Source organism: Butyrivibrio sp. AE2032, assembly GCF_000702965.1.
Window position 1 is genome coordinate 228713 of sequence record NZ_JNLF01000005.1, and the last position, 17446, is coordinate 246158.

Here is a 17446-nt window from a genome sequence, read left to right on the forward strand (position 1 = left end):
CTATTCCTTTCCGGGATAATCAAGACTCAAAACTGATACTTTGGCCAGATGCCTTTCTTGTCGTGGGTATGCTCGGGAAGCTGGTAAAGATCGTGTCCGGGATAGTCGTTGCCTTCAACAATCACGGGGCCGTCAGGCGTAAAGCAAACATCCCAGCCGATAAATCCGACCTGGGGAACGACCATTGCGGCCTTTGTGCACATCTCTATAACCTGATCCCACATCGGGAAAACAAAGCCCTTGAACACGGCACCGGTCATGGGGTGCTTCTCGTAAAGGACTTTGGTTTTATCTATCGGATAATCGGTTATCTCGCCGGTCTTTTCATCAACAGGAGCAGTCATGCCGCCGCTGTTGAAATTATCGACGCTGTGGCCGTAGTTACCGAACCTGCAGCAGGCACTTGCAACATGTACCTTGCCGTCTCTCTGGATCGTAACAAGTCTTACCGTGTTGATGGCATACGGATAGATCGCGCTTACAGCCGGGTGCTGGACTATCATCTCCTCGAAGAAATGAGGGCGCTCCATGTTTACGAGTCTCTCATAGATAGCTTCAGCAGGCTCAGCCTTGCAGTCGATCTTCTCAACCGTTTTGCCGCAAGATCCCAGGTCCGCCTTTGCCATCAGGAAATCATGTTCGTTGATGAAGTCGATCACTTCCTGCTTGTTGTCTTTCCTGATCTCTATCCATCTGCGGCCGAGGAACTCACCGAAGCGCTTATTGAACTCTATCTTGTTATCGATAAGGTCCGTATAGTTCGGATCGTTGTATCTCTTAACGAGTTCATAGTTGCGTCCTCTGGTGATATAAGTGTCGCGCTCGGCATCGTTGAGGTTATACATCTCGTAGAGCCAGTAATCCATATAACCGGCTCCGAACTTTCTTCCGCAATGGACCATGTCGAAAAATATCCACACGCGGGATTTACCGCTCTTTTCGTGGATATCCTTTATCTTGGCGTTCATCGCCTTATAGTCCATGCGCGTAACGCGCCTTATGAGATAACTCAGTTTTGACATAGCAGGATTATAATACAACGCGGAATTATTTGTTATAATGTCGTTCGAACAGAAATAAACAAGTAACACACTTGTTACTTTAGGAGGTTTTACATATGGCAATCAGAATAGGTATCTTAGGCTACGGCAACCTCGCAAAAGGCGTTGAACTCGCCATAAGACAGAATCCCGACATGGAGCTCGTTACCGTTTTTACAAGAAGAGATCCTTCAACGGTAAAGACCCTCACTCCCGGCGTGAATGTCGCACCGGTCTTTGAAGCTCCCGAGTACAAGGACAAGATCGATGTCCTCGTCATCTGCGGAGGTTCGGCAACGGATCTGCCCACACAGACACCCGAATATGCTTCAATGTTCAATGTCATCGACAGTTTCGACACTCACGCAAAGATCCCCGAGCACTTCGCCAATGTTGACAAGGCAGCTGCAGGTTCCAGTCATACGGCACTTATCTCAGGCGGCTGGGATCCCGGAATGTTCTCCATCAACCGTCTCTACGGCAGCTGCATCCTTCCCGAAGGAAAAGATTATACTTTCTGGGGCAAGGGTGTTTCACAGGGACACTCCGACGCTATCAGAAGAGTTCCCGGCGTAAAGAACGGCAAGCAGTACACCATTCCTGTTGACGAGGCTCTCGAAGCAGTACGTTCAGGTTCCGAGCCCGAACTCACCACACGCCAGAAGCACACAAGAGAGTGCTTTGTCGTTGCCGAGGAAGGTGCAGACCTCGCTCTCATCGAGAAGACGATCAAGGAAATGCCCAACTATTTCGCAGATTACGATACAACAGTACATTTCATCTCCGAAGAGGAATTCGCAAGAGACCACTCCAGGATCAACCACGGCGGCTTCGTATTCCGCACCGGCAAGACGGGAGTCAACGGCGAGAACAGGCACGTTATCGAATATTCGTTAAAGCTCGACTCAAACCCTGAGTTCACGGGTTCCGTCCTCACTGCTTACGCAAGAGCGATCTACCGTCTCTCACAGAAGGGTGACTTCGGATGCAAGACAGTTTTCGATATTGCACCCGCACTCCTCTCACCTCTCTCCGGCGAGGAACTCAGAGCTCACCTGCTGTAATAACGTCCGCTAAACACGATCATCATGAACAGTCTCACCGGCATCAAAACTGCCTGTGAGGCTGTTCTTTTTACAGATCCCCAGGGCTTTCTCACAAATCTTTATTCCCCTTCTGTCCTCTGTTAAAATTCTTTTATGGACAGTAATGGTAACAAAAAGAAGATTAGCCGCACCACTGCCGTTTTATTGGCAGTATTTGCTTTGTCGCTGCTGATATTTATTACTGTCTCCGTGATCATTCCGACATATGAGATGAACCGGTTTTTCCGCGGATATCAGGTTTACGGCGGTATGACGGAAGAACTCAAAGACAGTGTTCTTTACGAGGATATGCAGAGCGGCAGATCATTCTGTTTTTTAGGTGACAGCATCACGAACGGAAACATGACCAACGGAATAGCCTGGTATCTGCCGCTCAAACCTTATATCAAAGGGAAAACATCGGATGTATGCTGCGGCGGCTGGACTATAAAGGATCTCGTAGAACAGGAGGAAAACATTCCTGAAGCTGACATTTATGTAGTCGCCATCGGGATCAACGATGTCCTCTTCCCCGCCAGCGTTCAGGCCTCAGCCACAGAAAGCGAATTTACCTACAGGGCTGCCAAACTTGCGGATGTATTAAAACACATCTCACCGGACTCAAAGATCTACTTTATTGCACCCTGGACGTTTGTCGAAGTGGATGACTGGTATGTTGAACGGGGAAACAGATACCGCGCTGCTCTTGGTGAATGGTGCAACGGAACTGACTGCATATTCATCAATCCCGATCCCGCAATAATGTCTGTTTTCGAGACGGAAGATTCCCATAAATACATGTTTAATGAATTTCATCCCAACTCACCCGAAGGTGTCGGACTTTTCAGTTATGCCGTCCTTAAAGCGGCACACGATCAGGGTGTCTGACAGGTTCCATCACATTTCCGAAAAACAAAAACGTATTAAAAGGCTGCCACCCAAGTGACAGCCTTCATGATTCAATCTGGTTATCAGATCAGACCTTGATCTCCATGATCCAGCCCTCAGGTGCTTCAACAGTACCCATCTGGATGCCTGTGAGAGTCTCTCTGAGCTTTGTCATGACAGGGCCCATCTCCTCCATGCCGGAAGCGAACTTGAATTCCTTGCCGTGATCGTTGATGGATCCGAGAGGCGAGATAACTGCAGCTGTACCGCAGAGACCGCCCTCTGTAAACTTACCGCTCATGATCTCTTCGAGGTAAACTTCTCTCTCCTCGATCTTCATGCCGCAGTAATGCTCTGCAACATAAACGAGTGACCTTCTCGTGATGGAAGGCAGGATGGAATCGGACTTAGGTACAACGAGTGTGCCCTGGCCGTCTGTAAGGATGATGTTAGCTCCGCCTGTCTCCTCGATCTTTGTACGTGTAGCGGGATCGAGATAGATGTTCTCGGCAAATCCTTCCTTGTGTGCAGTAACGATTGCGTGGAGAGACATAGCATAGTTGAGACCAGCCTTGATGTTTCCTGTTCCTCTCGGAGCAGCACGGTCAAAGTCAGAGATCTTAACTGCGATCGGCTTAGCGCCGCCCTTGAAGTAAGGGCCTACGGGTGTGGCAAAGATCCTGTACTGATAGTCGTCAGCGGGCTTAACGCCGATAACGGGATTGATACCGAAGATATAAGGTCTCAGATAGAGAGATGCGCCGGAACCGTACGGAGGAACCCATGCTGCGTTGCCTGCAACAGTCTCCTGGACTGATCTGATGAACATTTCCTTGGAAATCGGAGGGATCTCAAGACGGACTGCAGAGTCATGAAGTCTTTCAGCGTTGAGGTCGGGACGGAAAGTAACGATCCTGCCGTCAACTGTCTCATAAGCCTTAAGGCCTTCAAATACTGTCTGCGCATACTGGAGAACGCCAGCGTCTTCGCTCATGACGATCATGTCGTCATCGATGAGCGCGCCTTCGTCCCAAGCGCCGTTCGTGTAGTTAGCTACGAATCTCTTATCTGTCTTCTGATAAGAGAAGGTCAGGTTTGACCAGTCGAGATTCTTCTTTTCCATAAAACTATCCTTCTTTCTTAAAGATGTTTTTAATTAACTAAGGATTTTACCACTAGGTAAACCTAAAAGCATTATTAAATTACACAAATCTGTATCCGCAGGCGTGATATACCTTCTTGCCTGCCTTGATAACCGGTGAATCAAATCCCGTAAGGTTAACGGCATTGGGTACGAGCTGTGCCTCGAGGCAGATGGCATCGTACTGGCCGTAAGCCTTTGTTGTCTTGATATCGAGCGGGTCACCCAGGTTGTTGCCGGCGTAGATCTGAATGCCCGGCAGATCAGTCAGGCACTCCATCGTGATCCCTGATTCGGGAGCCGTAACAGCTGCTGCGAAAGAGAACGTTCCTTCCAATGTATTAAGGCAGAAGTTCTGATCGATACCCTTTGAAATGACCATCTGGTGATCATCGCTGTCGTTGAGCTCGCCGATGAAGCGGTATTCCCTGCAGTCGAAAACAGTTCCGTCAACATCCAAAAGCTCACCTGTGGGCACATTGTTGTCGTCCTTGATGGTGATCTTGTCGGAATTGATCATGATGAGGTCGTTATTTACCGTGCCTTCAGCCGCCTCGCCGCGGAGATTGAAATATGCGTGGTTGGTGGGCGCAAAGATCGTATCCTTATCGGACTTTCCGCAGTAAAGAATGAGGAATGTCTTATCCTCAAGCCAGCAGTAAAGTACCTTTGTATCAAGGTTGCCCGGGAAGCCTGTAGCACCGTCAGGGCTGGTGTAGCTCAAAAGAACTGCTCCGCCGTCACAGCCGGGGATGCCTGCAATGCGTGAGTCAACGATTATCTCGTCAGCTTCCTCTTCCGAAAGGATCTTGCCGTCCCAGAAAACATTCTGGTAACCGGGATTACCTGAGTGGAGGTTATTCTCACCTTCATTCTTGGGAATGTGATATTCAACACCGCCGATCGTAAACGAGGCATTCAGTATCCTGTTTGCGGAACGTCCGATGACGGCACCGTGATTGGCACCGTTGCCCATATATTCATCAAGACCTTTACAGCCGAGCATGATGTCGGTCGGCTTTCCGTCCTTGTCGGGAACGATAAGATCTGTAATGACCGCACCATATGTAATGACAGAAGCCTCATATCCGCCGTCGATGGTCAGCGTGAACTGCTTTGCCTTGAACTTATCGGGATTGCTTGCCGAAACATAGTCACGGGTAGTAATACTCATATCCTGTAACCTCCAAAATGATTTACTTCAATGGATTTTAGCACACATTTAATCAACCTTGTTGCCTAATCGCAAATTGCCACGTATAATCATCTTCGGAAACGGGGCATTAGCGCAGTGGGAGCGCATCACACTGGCAGTGTGGGGGTCACGGGTTCAAATCCCGTATGCTCCACCAAAAGGAAAACCGCTCGAACCTCAATGGTTTGGGCGGTTTTAGTTTTTCTTCGGGCAAAATCCCTGGAAATGCAAGCCTTGCACAGGTAAAGGATCACCTCCCTCCTACCCATGCAAACATAGCCGGTATCATATAGGCATCAGCTCCACAATGCGATCAGTCTCATCAAATAGATATCGGCTTCCATATACACGATCACCATATCCGTATTAGGGATGATATTAATATAATTGTTTGAACCGTGAATACTGTCTGTAACGATCTTATAATATCTTTCTTTTTCACTGGAGCAGAATCTTTCAGCTTCTTTAAGCATATCCAGGGTAAATTCTCCGAACAGGCCATTCTCATCAAGTTGCTTATAATTTTGAAAGATCTTACATATCTTCGTCAATTCGGCAATTCTATTTCTACAGGTTTCGACCGTTTCATCACTGCCCGGGAGTGAGCGGTTGGTCGGAGCAACAAAAAATTCAATTACTGTTTGTTCTCTGCCAATTTGAATATCCAGTTCCTGATAAATCTCTTTTGCATTTCTCATATACAATTCTCCTTAAAGCAGTTTTTGAGATAAGAACATTATAAGCAATATATCCGGCACCAACAATAAATGCGGAACTGCAATCACACCCGGACCGGAAGATTATAGAGAAAGAACACCAACATATGTTATAATAACCTCATCCGGCCGGAAACCGGATGGGATGATTAGTTTTTTCGTTTTTTGCAGGGATTTGGAATAAGGAGAATAATCTATGAGTTTCAGGATAAGGAATGAATTCTTTCCTTTAAAGGTCGTGCTGGCTGTCGCTTCAGTGCTTTGGTTTATATCAGTAATGTCACTTTCTCTGTTCAAAGGGGTCATGGAATTATGGGGGATCGCAATCGGCATCTGCATAGGCCTCGCCGCACTGATAGTAATATCGCTGATCCTGTTCTTTATCGATAAAGCTATGGGGGCCGTTATCACCGTAGATGATAAATCTGTAGTGATCAGACAACTTTTCGGGAAAAGAAAGATCGCTCTTGAGGATATCGAAGAACTGGATTTCGAGGATTATTCCAGACGCGTAAAACGCCATAAGGAATACAGAATAAAGATGGCTATTATATGTAGCGGCGGAAAGAAGATCACGCTTACAGACAATGCTTCCAGGATCAACGGGCTGTTGGGATTTGTTACCTGCGAACGCGAAGAGATTCCTTATAGTGATATTCCGCTCTATCAGGCCGGCAAGTACATCGAGGAAGTAACCGGTTCCTGATCCGTCTGTTTTATGAACTTTTAAAAACGGTGAGTTTTCAGTCCGCTCCTGACTGTTTATGTATCTTTGCTATAATGGATAAAAACGTAATGGAGTCATAAAACCATGCCTTCAGAAAACGCAATCTCAAGATTTCTAAGATATATCACCGTTGATACGGCTTCCGACGAGACCACCGGCACCTCACCGAGCACGGCAAAACAGTTTGAGCTGGCGCAGATCCTCATCGGCGAATTAAAAGAAATGGGTATCCCTGATGAGGATATCATCTTCGACAGTGAGCACTGCTATATCTACTGCAGGATCAGGGCCTCGGAAGGCGCGGATGAGAACATTCCGAAGATAGGCTTTATCTCACACATGGACACTTCGCCCGAAGCTCCGGGAAAATGCGTCAACCCGAAGATCATCGAAAACTACGATGGCAACGATATCATTCTCGGCAACGGGAAGGTGTTATCCCCCGAAAGTTTTCCCGATCTGAAACTCTACACCGGTCAGACGCTCATAACGACTGACGGCTCTACCCTTTTGGGAGCTGATGACAAGGCCGGGATAGCAGAGATCATGAGCATGGCAGAATACCTGATGAAACATCCTGAAGCTAAGCACGGAGAGATACGTATCGCCTTCACTCCCGACGAGGAGATCGGTGAAGGCACAAAGCACTTCGATCTAGAAAGCTTCGATGCTGACTATGCATATACAGTCGACGGCGGCAGGATCGGCGAGATTTCATATGAGAACTTCAATGCGGCAGGCGCGGTGATCACGATAACGGGACGCAGCGTACACCCCGGCGACGCTTATGGGAAGATGATCAACTCGATAAGGATCGCAGAACAAATCGACTCGCAGATACCTGATACAGAGCGTCCCGAGACGACACGTGATCACGAGGGTTTCTTCCATCTTATCGAGATAACGGGCTCATGCGAGAAGACTGTCATGAGATACATAATCCGTGATCACGGCATGGAACGCTTTGAAGAGAAAAAAGCAAGACTCAAAGCCATCTGCGAAAAGGTCACGGCTGACAATCCTGGTGTTGTGATCGATGCTGAGATCACCGATACGTACTACAATATGATATCGAAGATAATGCCGGACAATGCTTTCATAATCGACAGGTGTACCGAAGCGATGAAAACAGTAGGCATAACACCTTTTACAGAGCCTATCCGCGGAGGAACGGACGGGGCTTCATTATCTTTCAAAGGTCTTCCCTGCCCCAACATCTGTTCGGGAGGACACAACTATCACGGTGTTTATGAATTCGTTTGCAAAGAATCGATCGAAAAGATCACGGAACTTCTCATAGAGATCGCAACGCACAGCAGCATCAATTAGGAAACCCGAAAATATACTAAGGAAGGTAACCGTCTTATGAAGATACCGTTTAACAATGACTGGATATATAACGATGATTTCAATGCTCTCCCTGAGGGTGCAAGCGTCCGGATCCCGCACACAGTCGCCGTCACGCCCTACGATTATTTCGATGAATCCATATATCAGAAGATAAGCGGATATCAGAAGGATTTCGAACTGCCTGACGGAGCATACGGGAAAAAGATATTCCTGGTTTTCGACGGAGTTGCACACAAGGCAACCGTCTATGTAAACGGAAAAGAGATCGTTACGCACAACTGCGGCTATACCGCTTTCGAAGCAGACATAACCGATGCGGTAAAACTGTCAGGAACGAACACGGTAAAGGTCCGTGTTGACAGCAACGAGACGCTGAACATCCCTCCTTTCGGATATGTCATCGACTACATGACTTACGGAGGCATCTACAGAGAAGTAAGGCTTGAGATTAGACCCGAAAACCACATCAGCGATGTTTTCGCCAGGGCAGGTTCAGACGGTATTCTTGATATCGACGTCACATTCTCAAAGACGGATGTCCCCTACAGCATCTGTCTGAAAGAAAAAGCAAGCGGCAATGTGGTTTACACAGCAGAAAATGTTACTGACACTCACTTCGCAAGCGGAAAGATAGACGGCATAAGACTGTGGGACACCGATGATCCGTTCCTTTATGAACTGACTGTTTCCTCAGCAGATGATGAATATATGACAACAATAGGATTCAGGGATTCCGAATTCAAGGCTGACGGTTACTATCTCAACGGCAGAAAGCTCAAGATCAGAGGCCTTAACAGGCATCAGTCCTACCCTTACGTTGGATATGCCATGCCTGCGTCCATGCAGAGATATGATGCGGATATCATGAAGAATGAGCTGGGACTTAACGCCGTCAGGACTTCCCACTATCCTCAGTCGCAGCACTTCATAGACAGATGTGATGAATTGGGACTTCTCGTATTTACTGAGATCCCGGGCTGGCAGCATATCGGTAATGACGAATGGAAGGCTCAGGCCGTAAAGAATGTCGAAGAGATGATCATCCAGTACAGGAACCACCCTTCCATCGTACTTTGGGGCGTCCGCATCAATGAATCAGTCGACGACGATGAACTCTATAAAAAGACCAATGAGACAGCACATAGACTCGACCCGTCAAGACCGACGGGAGGCGTCAGATATCTCAAGAAGAGCAGTTTCCTGGAAGACGTTTACACTTATAACGATTTCAGCCACGACGGAAAGACTCCTGGCGTCGATCCTAAGAAGAAGGTTGCGACAAACCCGGATGCGCCTTATCTCATAAGCGAGTATAACGGTCACATGTTCCCCACCAAGCCTTTCGACTCAGAAGAACACCGGCTCGAGCATGCACTGCGTCACGCAAACGTTCTCGATGCGGTAGCCGGTTACGATGACATCGCAGGCTCATTCGGATGGTGCTTCTTCGACTACAACACGCATCAGGACTTCGGTTCCGGAGACCGCATCTGCTATCACGGCGTGACGGACATGTTCAGGAATCCCAAGCAGGCATCTTATGTCTACAGTGCGTGCGGCGATCTGAAAGAACCGTTCCTTGAGGTAAGTTCCACTTTCGACATCGGCGAGCATCCTGCAGGAAACCGCGGCAAAACCTATATCTACACAAACTGTGACAGCGTAAAGATGTACAAGAACGATCTGTTCATCAAGGAGTATACGCACAAGGATACCGTATACAAAAACCTTAGGAATGCCCCTATCCTGATCGACGACCTCATAGGCGACCAGATGAAGGAAAACGAGGGCTTTTCTGACAGACAGAACAAGATAGTCAAGGAAGCCATGAACTATATCGGCATCTACGGCATGAATGACATCCCCGCCAAGATAAAGATGCGTCTCGTCGAGGCCATGGCCGTATATCACATGAAGTTTGAAGACGCATATCAGCTGTTCGGAAAGTATATCGGCAACTGGGGTGGCACAACACTGAAGTTTGTTTTTGAGGGATACAAGGACGGCAAGCCCGTTAAGACCATCAGCAAGACTGCATTCAAGAGACTGCATATGGAAGTTAAGTGTTCTTCAGACAAACTTTTCGAAAAGGACACATACGACGTGGCCGCATTAAGGATCACAGTCTGCGATGAATACGGCAATGTCCAACCCTTCTTCAATGACAGTCTCCCCATGGAGATCGAAGGCGCAGGCGAGATAATCGGACCTGCGCGTGCGCGCATCAGCGGCGGCGCGGGCGGCACTTACATCAGGAGCTGCGGCGAGGGAAAGATAAAGTTAAAGATATCCTGTCCCGAAGGCTATGAAGGCATCTTCGAAAAAGACAGCATGGAACTTGAATTCACTTCCGCGAAGAACGGCTGATATCCGCATCAGTTGCAATTCAGGATACCGCTTAGCAAACGTTACACCCTGACTCTCCATGTCTTGGGCGCGTGTTTATATACCAGTTTTCTCATAAAGTATATGAACACTGCGGTAAACACAAGCAATACGGCTGCCAGTATGGCAGAATGTGCCGGTATCCAGCATACGATGCAGAATACGATTGACAGGATTATCCATGCGATCCTGTATGCACCGCCCTTTATATTGACCGATGTCGTGAACGGCTGGAACAGATAGTAAAGCGTAAGCCAGACAGCAGCATAGATGGCACTCATCAGGATGCAGATGACTATCGTGAGCAGATACTGGAAAGGATAATCCTGACCGCCCGTATAGAAAAGGATCAGATCGGCAAAAATACCCATGGCAACAGAGGGCGCGATATTTATCTTTATCAGCTGCTTAAGCCTGATGTCAAACAGCTTTATTATCTTATCGCGCTGTTTGAAGAAGCTGAACGTCATGAGGCTGTTGTCACAGTTTATGAACATGGCCTGCGTGCTCTTGAATGAATTATCCGCAATCGACACGGGTATCAGAAGACCCAGCAGATGGTACTGGACAAGGAACCTGAAAAACAATACGGCAGAATCTGATTCAAACGGCAGGAGCGCATCTTCATAGTGTCCGAATGTAATAAGGTTTATGAGATTGCTTCCGACCATTGCAAGGCAGTTATCACCTCCGAATCTCGTATAATAGCCGTACACGAATTCAAAGATAAGAAGTCCCATTATGACCATAAGGCAGACTGTGAATATAACCGGCTTTACTATGAGCATCCTGCCGTGCCTTTTTATAAACAGTGCATTCAGATACTCAAAGCCTTTCTTGTCGCCTTTAACAGTGCCGTTGGCCTTTATCTTTTTGAAACTCTTTGTGGTGTCGGACTCTTTATACTTTGATACTTCAGTCCTGACGATATTGTCGCGGAGCGCTCTTCTGTGAAGATCGGAGCCGAATCCTTTAAGGACAAAAAAGCCCCATACACCGAGAGCAGCGAGCAACATTGAGGCTGCCAGCAGTATGGGCAGCGGAACATAGTGTCCGTTGGCTATGAAAACCAGTACCGGGGGCATGATCATTAATACAAGAACAACAGTGATCAGATAAAATGTACCGTTGGTCTTCATAGGCTTGTGGTGTTTATTCTTCAACTTATAGACTGCCGCCTGGGCACCGGTTCCGAAGATCTTAATCAGTACTGCAAGAACAGGTATTCCAAGGCACACAGGTAAAGGCGCGCCGAATAAAGCGGCAACAAGGCCCGTGATAAGATATCCGATAAACAATTTCCCCAGCTCATAGATGAAAAGCGTGTCGTTTAGTTTTCGGGCATTCATCCTGAGCATGAATACCAGATACTCCTTCTCAGTGGTGCATTTGAAAACAGGTCTGTTGATCAGGATCCCGAATAATGCGTAAAGGATGAAAAAAGAAAGCGCAAAGCATCCGAAAAGCGTGGATTCAGTCATTCCTTCGCCTTTAGCGAATTCTATATATTCTTTAGTAAGGAAAGCTGTTACCAGATATATCAGCCCGAGTCCGGCGAACTTCCCGATAAACAGTTTCAGTACTTCAAGGATCACATGGAATATCCAGTAGATAACCTTAAGGAATTTCGTTCTGTAAAGCGCATCAGGCAGTATCTTTCCTATAACAGGAGTTTTCTTCAATGCGAAAACAAGGCTGTTATAGCCGATAATGCTCCTTAAGTGTATGACCTTGGTCAATGTACTCTTAAAATCGTTAAGCATCGTCCTGATCCTTCAGCGCTGCGATTATCTTTTCCTTAAAGTCGCTGTCACCCAGATTGCTCTTATCGATCGGTTCGAGCCTGCCGTTGTGAAGCAGTACGATCTCATCGCAGAGATCGACGGCAACATCAAGAAGGTGTGTGGAGAAGATGGTGATCCTTCCCTGCTTCTGGCTTCTTATGACATTCTTCATCTCTTCGGCGATAATGACGTCGAGTGAAGTAAGAGGCTCGTCAAGGAGCATGAGTCGCGGAGAAGCGATTATGTTGAGCAGCATCTGCATCTTGTTCTTTGTTCCGTGCGAATAATCTTTCAGCAGTCTGTCCCTGTCGTCTTCAGGCACCATCATGTAATCAAAATACTCATCGATGGTCTTATCCGGAGCGATCTCCTCGTGGACTTCGATGAAAAACTTCAAAAACTCCCTGCCTGTCATGAACTCAGGCACGGTAGGCGTCGATACGAGATAACCGATATCCTCAGGCAATACGGGGATCTGCTTTTGCGGATCGTTACCGTCCCTGAAATAGAATGAACCCGAGTTGATATCGATATCGCTGTTTATGCAGTTGAAGAAAGTGGTCTTACCCGAGCCGTTGCGTCCGAGAAGTCCGTAGATCTTCCCTTCCTCAAAAACAAAATCCACATCCTTGAGCACCTGCTTGGAGCCGTAGTTCTTTACGAGATGACTGATTACAAATTCCATAAGATTATCCCTCCGCACGCTATTCTATCATTAAAACCTTTCCTTAATCTTAACTGTGTCTTAATAAGGTCAAAACTGAAGAGGGCTTTAATTGGTAGTCTGAAACTGATTATTTATAGGGGGTTCAGACTACCATTTACCATGTTTGGTAGTCTGAACCAGGCAGTTTTCGGGCATGTCAGACTACCATCTAGAACATTTGGTAGTCTGAGCCAGCCAGTTTTCGGGTATGTCAGACTACCATCTTGAGCATTTGGTAGTCTAAACCGGGCAGTTTTCGGGCATGTCAGACTACCAATAAACAGCGCATAATAAAGGTGCCTCAAAAGTGAACCATATCACCTTTAAGACACCTTTTGCAGTTAATCTACTTATTCTCAGTCTTTCGGACTTTCCTCAGGAATAAATTCGTGCTTATCTATAGCCTTATGTCTTTCTGCGACTGCGGCATCAGCCAGGTCGATGAGCTTCTGCTGGGAATCGACTTTCTCCTTGCCTCTCAGGTCGAGCTTGTGATAAGAACCGTCAGGTGAAAGGAAATGCGCCCTTATCGTATCTGCCAGTTCAACATCGAGCACTTCCTTTACCCTTGCCCTGCAGTCAGGATCCTCGATCGGGAACAGGAGTTCAACACGGCGGTTGAGATTACGCGGCATCCAGTCAGCTGATGCGAGATAGATATCCTCATAGCCTTCGTTGTAGAAATAGAATATTCTCGAATGTTCAAGGAAACGTCCGGTGATCGAACGCACCGTGATATTCTCGCTCATGCCGGGAATGCCTGCCCTTAAGCAGCATATGCCTCTTACGATGAGATCGATCTTGACTCCTGCATTAGAAGCGGTATAAAGCGCCTTTATGATGGTCTCATCAACCAGTGAATTGATCTTCGCGATTATTCGCGCCGGCTTGCCTGCCCTGGCGTTGTCAGCCTCTCTCCTGATCCTTGCTATGAAATAATCCTTCATCCACAAAGGTGCCGGGATAAGTCTTCTCCATGTCTGCGGGATGGAGAATCCTGAGAGCATATTGAAGAACTCCGATGCATCCTCGCCGAATGATTCATTAGCAGTGAAAAGACCCAGATCCGTATAGATCTTTGCCGTAACGTCATTATAATTACCGGTCGCAAGATGCAGATATCTTCTGATACCGTCCTCTTCTTTTCTTACGACAAGAGTGATCTTACTGTGAGTCTTAAGGCCTACGAGTCCGTAGATAACGTGGCATCCGGCGTTCTCGAGTTTCTTCGCCCAGTTGATGTTGTTTTCCTCATCGAATCTCGCTTTGAGCTCAACAAGCACCATGACCTGTTTACCGTTCTGTGCAGCTTCGAGAAGCGACGCGATGATTGGCGACCTGTCGGATACACGGTAGAGTGTCTGCTTTATAGCGAGAACGTTCGGATCTCTGGCAGCCTGTTTTACAAATTCAAGGACCGGCTCGAAAGTTTCATAAGGATGGTGTACGATCCTGTCCTTCGCCCTGATCTGTTCGAAAATGTCGAGCTCGGATACAGGACCGTCAAAAGATGCAGCTTCCGCGGGATCGTGTGCTTTATAGCACAGGTCTGAATGCTTCACCTTGCAAGCCGATGCAAGCTTCGAAAGGAATGTGAGATCTATAGGTCCGTTGACGCTGAATATGTCGGCTTCATCAACTTCAAGTTCATCAACGATGTACTTGAGCAGATCAGAATCGATGTCATCCTGGACTTCAAGTCTTATGATCTCACCGAATCTTCTTCTCCTTACCTGAGCCTCGATCTCCTTTAAGAGGTCTTCTGCCTCATCTTCATCGATATCAAGATCCGCATTTCGCATTACGCGGTAGAAAGCCGTAGCCACTACGGTCTGGCCGTCAAAGAGCATGTCGGTGTTTGCCCTGATTATCTGTTCTACAGGAACGAAAACATCACCGTCATCTGTCGGTATCTGATAGAGTCTCTTTACAACAGTAGGAATCTGGACGGTCGCATACATGTATTTGTCTTCGTTGACAGTCTTCTTATCCTTGGCACTGCTGATACCATATGTTGCTCTTTCCTGGAGCTTGACCTTCTTGGGTTCGTTCTCCAGCATTACGCACATGTTGAGCATGCGGTTGTAGATCAGCGGGAACGGCCTTGAAGAATCGACGGCCATTGGCGTAAGGATAGGATAAAGGACCGTTTTGAAATACGAATCTGCTATGGCCTTGAGCTGGTCGCTGAGTTCATCATAATTTTTCAGGAAGATCTTTTCCTGGGCAAGAGAAGGCACGAGAGATCTCGTGTATGTCGAATACATAAGAGCCATGGTCCTTCTTGTCTTCTGATCTATCCTCTCGAGCTGTTCGTCGATCGAGAATCCCGCGATATCGCGTTCTGCAAAATCGATACTCTGCATATCCCGCAACGATGCGACTCTTACGATGTAGAACTCGTCGAGATTTGATGCCGTTATGGAAAGGAAGTTGAGCCTTTCGAGCAGCGGATTCTTTACGTCTCTTGCCTCGTGCAGGATCCTGTCATCGAACTCGAGCCAGGAAAGCTCACGGTTATAGAAACAGTCGTTTCCGCTAAGGAAGGATGCGGTCGATTCACTATAATCAGCACCGGTGATCTCTGGCGAAGCGACAAAAGATTTCGGCTTCTTTTCAGGGATCTTCTTTTCGGTTACCTTCTTTGCAGCAACCTTCTTTGCGGTTGCTTTTTTTGCCTCAGTCTTTACAGCAACCTTCTTTGCAACTGTCTTTTTGGTCTCAGTTTTTTCAGCCGTTTTCTTTACAGCAGACTTCTTTTCAGCCGTTTTCTTTACCGTTGTCTTTTTTGAAGCCGTTTTCTTAGCAGCTGTCTTCTTTGCTGACTGTGTCTTTCCGGTCGATGTATCTGCCTTGCGCTGCGAAGCGCTCTTTCTGACTGCCATTAGCCTTCCCTCCTGGTCTTGAGAACCGGTTTGATTCCCATAACATCTTCAAACATGACGCTCCTGTTCTCGAATGCCCATTTCTCGAAAGACATATCCTCCGAAGCGTCACAGGTGATAACGAACTCGTTATCCTTGATCCTGCACTGGATCTTCTTTCCCTTTTCCTTATGAGAAGCATCGAGAGCATCGGCGATCTTTAAGATCGACGCGAGCTTTGATACGATGACCTTCTGGTCAGGCGGCAGGATCGAATAGTAGTAACTGTCGTAAGGCTTGTTCCTCGGATAGAGCCTTACGATCATGGCGAGCATATTGACCTCATCGTGGTCAAGGCCCATCAGATTTGTATTCTTGATTAACGAATATGCTGCGTCGCTGTGATTTCTCGAGTGAACGAACTTGCCTATCTCGTGAAGTATTACGGCGATCTGCAGGAGCAGTCTGTCACGGTTTCCGAGTCCGCTTATCTTCTTTGTCTCATCGAAGAAAAGCAGTGCAGCCTTCTCGACGTATTCGATATGCTTCTTGCTCGAGCGGTATCTTTTCGCGATGTGCCTTGCGGCAGAGATGAGATAACTGTCCGGAGAGATCTCTGTCTTCAAACCCTGTGAATTGACACAGTAGTAATAGATGATCCCGTCAGACAGAGACGCATGAGGCATGTAGATCATGTCAACGCCGGTATATTCGAGCATGTTCTTCACGATGAGCGCCGTGGGAAGAAGGAGCGGAGCGATCATTGAAGGGATATTATCCTTGAGCGTGAGATCCGAAGGTCTCATCTTCAGAAGGTAGTTATAAACCTTAAGGAATTCCTCTTTGGTAAGGGTAACCGAATTCATGGAATCCTTATCCGCAAGCTTCTTTATATAACCCATCTCTCCCGAGAAAGCTATGAGATTTTTATAGATTATCCCCTTCGGCTCCATTGCGTGATAGTCGTCCAGGTCCTGCGCGACGAACTCCTGGAGAACCTCGTCATAGTGCGTGGTCTTGCTCTGGAGATCCGAGAGCATTCCGGAGATCCTTAAAGATCCGAGCAGGAGATTCTGGCTGAATAAGAATTCGGACTTGTCGTAAACCGAAGCCTGTATGGAGCCTGAACCTATGTCGAGTATCATCGTTCCGTCTGATATGATCTTCGCGAAATCAGGATATATCGCCTGCACGGCAATTGTCTGGTAGTAACGCTCCATCGAGTTGTCGAGGACCTTGATCTTAAATCCCGTTCTGGTCCTGACCTTCTCTATTACGACTTCGGCATTTGAAGCATCCCTGAACGCCGACGTGGCAACACAGAAAACACGCGCAACGCCGTATTCCTTGCACTTCTCGTCGAACATCTTAAGACACCTGCAGAGTTCTTCCACCTGTGCCGGCTGGATAACGCCTGAACTGTATGATCTTGTTCCGAGTCCTGTAAATTTGCGGACTGCCTCGATCTCCTTGGGTTTTCCCTTTGATCCTATCTCGAATATCTTAAGTCTCGCCGTGAGCGATCCAACATCGATCACCGCGACAAGCTTTTTAGCCATCTGTTA

12 protein-coding genes, 1 tRNA gene and 1 pseudogene are annotated in these 17446 nt (G+C 47.3%); 6 read left to right on the forward strand and 8 right to left on the reverse strand.

The features are described 5' to 3' along the window. Positions 1-26: 26 nt before the first annotated feature. Entirely contained in the window at positions 27-983 is a 957-nt protein-coding gene (locus BO18_RS18740) for a sugar-transfer associated ATP-grasp domain-containing protein (protein WP_034448936.1), read from the reverse strand. 134 nt (positions 984-1117) lie between these two features. Here BO18_RS18740 and BO18_RS18745 point away from each other — a divergent pair, with 134 nt between their 5' ends. Together BO18_RS18745 and BO18_RS18750 are read left to right on the forward strand one after the other, a co-directional pair. Next, positions 1118-2104: a diaminopimelate dehydrogenase gene (locus BO18_RS18745; RefSeq protein WP_034448937.1), complete on the forward strand. Its 987-nt coding sequence runs from the start codon at positions 1118-1120 to the stop codon at positions 2102-2104. Positions 2105-2239: 135 nt separating this feature from the next. After that, on the forward strand, positions 2240-3013 hold the full coding sequence (locus BO18_RS18750; protein WP_081861145.1) for an SGNH/GDSL hydrolase family protein: 774 nt from the start codon (positions 2240-2242) through the stop codon (positions 3011-3013). 88 nt (positions 3014-3101) lie between these two features. On the opposite strand, the pseudogene BO18_RS18755 reads toward BO18_RS18750, so the two are convergent. Continuing rightward, a pseudogene (locus BO18_RS18755) lies at positions 3102-4145 on the reverse strand (branched-chain amino acid aminotransferase); the annotation flags it as partial. 70 nt (positions 4146-4215) lie between these two features. After that, the gene (locus tag BO18_RS33080; RefSeq protein ID WP_051688939.1) at positions 4216-5328 is read right to left on the reverse strand and encodes an aldose epimerase family protein; all 1113 of its coding nucleotides are present in this window, start codon (positions 5326-5328) and stop codon (positions 4216-4218) included. Between the two features lie 103 nt (positions 5329-5431). Between BO18_RS33080 and BO18_RS18765 the strand changes: the two genes are divergently transcribed. After that, positions 5432-5506, forward strand: a tRNA-Ala gene (locus BO18_RS18765). 139 nt (positions 5507-5645) lie between these two features. Here BO18_RS18765 and BO18_RS18770 read toward each other — a convergent pair. Beyond that, complete coding sequence (locus BO18_RS18770) at positions 5646-6047, reverse strand: hypothetical protein (RefSeq protein WP_034448940.1); 402 nt, start codon at positions 6045-6047, stop codon at positions 5646-5648. 214 nt (positions 6048-6261) lie between these two features. On the opposite strand from BO18_RS18770, the gene BO18_RS18775 reads away from it, so the two are divergent. The 3 genes from BO18_RS18775 (at position 6262) to BO18_RS18785 (ending at position 10509) form a co-directional block, all read left to right on the forward strand. Then, on the forward strand, positions 6262-6771 hold the full coding sequence (locus tag BO18_RS18775) for a PH domain-containing protein (RefSeq protein WP_034448941.1): 510 nt from the start codon (positions 6262-6264) through the stop codon (positions 6769-6771). A 105-nt stretch (positions 6772-6876) separates the two neighbouring features. Then, the gene (pepT, locus tag BO18_RS18780; RefSeq protein WP_034448942.1) at positions 6877-8121 is read left to right on the forward strand and encodes a peptidase T; all 1245 of its coding nucleotides are present in this window, start codon (positions 6877-6879) and stop codon (positions 8119-8121) included. A 36-nt stretch (positions 8122-8157) separates the two neighbouring features. Further along, positions 8158-10509, forward strand: coding sequence for a glycoside hydrolase family 2 protein (locus BO18_RS18785; RefSeq protein ID WP_034448943.1), 2352 nt, complete (start codon positions 8158-8160; stop codon positions 10507-10509). Positions 10510-10550: 41 nt separating this feature from the next. Here the strand turns inward: BO18_RS18785 and BO18_RS18790 are convergent, their stop codons facing one another. From BO18_RS18790 to BO18_RS18805, 4 genes are all read right to left on the reverse strand, one after another. Further along, positions 10551-12290 carry a hypothetical protein gene (locus BO18_RS18790; RefSeq protein WP_034448944.1) on the reverse strand — a complete coding sequence of 580 codons (1740 nt, stop codon included), beginning with the start codon at positions 12288-12290 and terminating at the stop codon, positions 10551-10553. After that, complete coding sequence (locus BO18_RS18795) at positions 12283-12996, reverse strand: ABC transporter ATP-binding protein (protein WP_034448945.1); 714 nt, start codon at positions 12994-12996, stop codon at positions 12283-12285. Before BO18_RS18795 ends, BO18_RS18790 begins: the two co-directional genes overlap by 8 nt. Positions 12997-13373: 377 nt before the next feature. After that, positions 13374-15902: an RNA degradosome polyphosphate kinase gene (locus tag BO18_RS18800; RefSeq protein WP_207643581.1), complete on the reverse strand. Its 2529-nt coding sequence runs from the start codon at positions 15900-15902 to the stop codon at positions 13374-13376. Continuing rightward, positions 15902-17440, reverse strand: a complete 1539-nt coding sequence (locus BO18_RS18805; RefSeq protein ID WP_034448946.1) for a Ppx/GppA phosphatase family protein — start codon at positions 17438-17440, stop codon at positions 15902-15904. The genes BO18_RS18800 and BO18_RS18805 overlap by 1 nt, the downstream gene beginning before the upstream one ends. Positions 17441-17446: the final 6 nt, after the last annotated feature.

Coding starts and splice junctions, on each gene's coding strand:
- BO18_RS18740 (WP_034448936.1), bottom strand. CDS start 983: ATGGACTATAAGGCGATGAACGCCAAGATAAAGGATATCCACGAAAAG.
- BO18_RS18745 (WP_034448937.1), top strand. CDS start 1,118: ATGGCAATCAGAATAGGTATCTTAGGCTACGGCAACCTCGCAAAAGGC.
- BO18_RS18750 (WP_081861145.1), top strand. CDS start 2,240: ATGGACAGTAATGGTAACAAAAAGAAGATTAGCCGCACCACTGCCGTT.
- BO18_RS33080 (WP_051688939.1), bottom strand. CDS start 5,328: ATGAGTATTACTACCCGTGACTATGTTTCGGCAAGCAATCCCGATAAG.
- BO18_RS18770 (WP_034448940.1), bottom strand. CDS start 6,047: ATGAGAAATGCAAAAGAGATTTATCAGGAACTGGATATTCAAATTGGC.
- BO18_RS18775 (WP_034448941.1), top strand. CDS start 6,262: ATGAGTTTCAGGATAAGGAATGAATTCTTTCCTTTAAAGGTCGTGCTG.
- pepT (WP_034448942.1), top strand. CDS start 6,877: ATGCCTTCAGAAAACGCAATCTCAAGATTTCTAAGATATATCACCGTT.
- BO18_RS18785 (WP_034448943.1), top strand. CDS start 8,158: ATGAAGATACCGTTTAACAATGACTGGATATATAACGATGATTTCAAT.
- BO18_RS18790 (WP_034448944.1), bottom strand. CDS start 12,290: ATGCTTAACGATTTTAAGAGTACATTGACCAAGGTCATACACTTAAGG.
- BO18_RS18795 (WP_034448945.1), bottom strand. CDS start 12,996: ATGGAATTTGTAATCAGTCATCTCGTAAAGAACTACGGCTCCAAGCAG.
- BO18_RS18800 (WP_207643581.1), bottom strand. CDS start 15,902: ATGGCAGTCAGAAAGAGCGCTTCGCAGCGCAAGGCAGATACATCGACC.
- BO18_RS18805 (WP_034448946.1), bottom strand. CDS start 17,440: ATGGCTAAAAAGCTTGTCGCGGTGATCGATGTTGGATCGCTCACGGCG.